Annotated in this window: 4 protein-coding genes; 2 read left to right on the top strand and 2 right to left on the bottom strand. The window is 62.0% G+C overall.

Features of this window, described 5'->3' with window-relative positions; all coding sequences use genetic code 11:
• Positions 1-645, bottom strand: a 645-nt coding sequence (locus AAAB16_RS22910) for a FecR domain-containing protein (protein ID WP_340665417.1), incomplete at its 3' end; no start/stop codon positions are given.
• Positions 642-1,175: a sigma-70 family RNA polymerase sigma factor gene (locus tag AAAB16_RS22905; RefSeq protein ID WP_340665416.1), complete on the bottom strand. Its 534-nt coding sequence runs from the start codon at positions 1,173-1,175 to the stop codon at positions 642-644. The genes AAAB16_RS22910 and AAAB16_RS22905, both read right to left, overlap by 4 nt.
• Before the next feature lie 126 nt (positions 1,176-1,301).
• Between AAAB16_RS22905 and ispF the strand changes: the two genes are divergently transcribed.
• Entirely contained in the window at positions 1,302-1,775 is a 474-nt protein-coding gene (gene ispF / locus AAAB16_RS22900) for a 2-C-methyl-D-erythritol 2,4-cyclodiphosphate synthase (protein WP_340665415.1), read from the top strand.
• On the top strand, positions 1,772-2,509 hold a 738-nt coding region (locus tag AAAB16_RS22895; protein WP_340665414.1), incomplete at its 3' end, for a tRNA pseudouridine(13) synthase TruD. The genes ispF and AAAB16_RS22895, both read left to right, overlap by 4 nt.

Here is a 2,509-nt window from a genome sequence, read left to right as displayed (position 1 = left end):
CAACACTGGGCGACCGTGGACGGGGCTGAGTTCCACGACATGTTCAAACACGGCCACATCGGTTTGCTCGCCATTCACCCGTACCGAAAACCGTGTGCCCAAGGCGCGAACCCTGCCTTGCGGGGTTTGTACGAAGAAGGGGCGGCCTTGTGGGTCGGCGGCGGTGCGGATGAGAATTTCGCCTTGGCGCAGGGTGAGTAAGCGCTGCTGATTGTCGTACTGCACGTCCAGCGCGCTGTCGGTGTTGAGCTGCACGTCACCGCCGTCAGCCAGGGTGAGTGTCTGACGCTCGCCGACGGCAGTGCGGTATTGCGCCAACCAGGGACTGCTGCGGTTTTGTTGGTAACCCGCCCAGCCCAGGGAGGTGCCACCGAGCAGCCAGGCAAACCCTTTGAGCACGCTGCGGCGGTTGCTGCGTTGTTGGCGGGCCGCGAGCTCTAGCGTGCGACCGGTCAGCCGGCTGGGCATGCCCTGCAGACGCTGTTGCAGGCGTTCGGCTTGTTGCCAGGCCCACTGGTTTTCCGGTGAGGCTTGTAGCCAATGCTGCCAGGCTTCGGTATCAGCACTGTCGCCGCTCAGGCGGACATACCAATTGGCGGCCTGTTCCAGGGCGGCGTAGTGACGGGCGTCAAGCGCAGCGGTCACAGGCCGGCTCGCAGGCTATAGAGCATGCAGTGTTGCAGTGCTTTGGCGATGTAGCGGTTGACCGTCACCAGCGACACTTCCAGGGTTTCGGCGATGGCTTTGTAGGGCACGCCATCCAACTGCGCCAATAGAAATGCCTGGCGAATTTTGGGGCCAAGGCCGGCGAGCATGGCGTCGAGCTCGCACAGGGTCTCCAGCAAAATCGCTCGGGTTTCCGGCGAAATATCTTCGGCTTCCGGTTGCTCGGCCAGCGCTTGCAGCCAGGCGCGTTCCAGGCGGGCGCGGCGAAAGTGGTCGATCATCAACCGGCGGGCGATGGTGGCCAGGTAGCCTTTGGGTTCGCGCACGTCGTGCAGGCGGGCAGCGGCGTTGTCGGCGCTGAGCACCCGCACGAAGACGTCTTGCACCAAGTCCGCCGCCAAGTGGCGGCAGTCCACGCGGGGGCGCAACCAGCCGAGTAGCCAGCGGTGGTGCTCCTGATAAATCTGCCCCACCTGATCATGCAGGTCGGTCTGGAGGTGGCCTGGCATGCGAAAGATGCTCAAATAAGAAAGGTTGTCATCTTAGGGGGCTGGCGCGCCATTGAGCAAGCACATGCCAGCGGCGCTGGCGGGGTGCTTCAGTTAAACTCCCGACTTTTTCCAGGACAGCGGCTTATGCGTATCGGCCACGGCTACGATGTTCACCGTTTCGGCGAGGGCGATTTCATTACCCTTGGCGGCGTACAAATTCCCCATAAGTTCGGCCTGATCGCCCATTCCGATGGCGACGTGTTGCTGCATGCGTTGAGCGATGCCTTGCTTGGCGCAGTGGCGCTGGGCGATATCGGCAAACACTTTCCCGATACCGACCCCACCTTTAAAGGCGCCGACAGCCGGGTGCTGCTGCGCCATGTGTTCAGCCTGATTAAGGCCAAGGGTTGGCTGGTGGGCAATGTCGACGCCACCATCGTCGCCCAGGCGCCGAAAATGGCCCCCCATATAGAAAGCATGCGCGCCGCCATTGCTGCCGACCTTGACGTGCAGTTGGATCAGGTCAACGTCAAAGCCACCACTGAGGAAAAGCTCGGTTTCACTGGCCGTGAAGAAGGCATCGCCGTGCACGCAGTCGCGCTGTTGGTCGCTCAATGAACGAATTCGAATTGCTTGGCCCGCTGGCATACGGCGAGGTTGCTGGCCGTGCGGTGTTAAAAGCCAGCGCAGAAGATTTCCAGGTGGATGAAGTGCTGGATATTCCCCTGGCCGGCGAAGGTGAACACCTGTGGTTGTGGGTGGAAAAGCGTGGCCTGAACACCGAAGACGCCGCGCGACGTTTGGCCAAGGCTGCTGGCGTGCCGTTGAAGATGATCAGCTACGCCGGTTTAAAAGACCGCCAAGCGCTGACCCGGCAATGGTTTAGCCTGCATTTGCCCGGCAAGGCCGATCCGGATTTCTCCGCTGCCGTGAGTGACAGCCTGATCATCGTCAAAACCGCCCGACATAAACGCAAGCTGCAACGCGGCGCCCATTCGGCTAACGGTTTCACCTTGCGCCTGACCCAGTTGCAGGGCGACCGCGCTGCGCTGGATGCTCGCCTGGAACAGCTCAAAGTCCACGGCGTACCCAACTACTTCGGCACCCAACGTTTCGCCTACCAAGGCGGCAACGTGGTGCAGGCACGGGATTTCGCCAGCCGTAAAGAACTGCCCGACGCGCGCAATGTGCGCTCGCGGCTGCTCTCGGCGGCGCGCAGTTATCTATTCAACCAGGTACTCGCCGCGCGGGTGGCCGATGGCAGTTGGCAGCGTGCGCAGGTCGGCGACTTGCTGGCCTTTACCGACAGCCGCAGTTTTTTCCCGGCGGGTGAGGCTGAGTGTAGTGATCCG

Origin of the sequence: Pseudomonas sp., from assembly GCF_037994325.1 — a bacterium.
In the GTDB taxonomy this organism is placed as follows: Bacteria; Pseudomonadota; Gammaproteobacteria; order Pseudomonadales; family Pseudomonadaceae; genus Aquipseudomonas.
The sequence above is the reverse complement of the archived record's forward strand: the minus strand, read 5'-3'. Positions and strand labels throughout refer to the sequence as shown.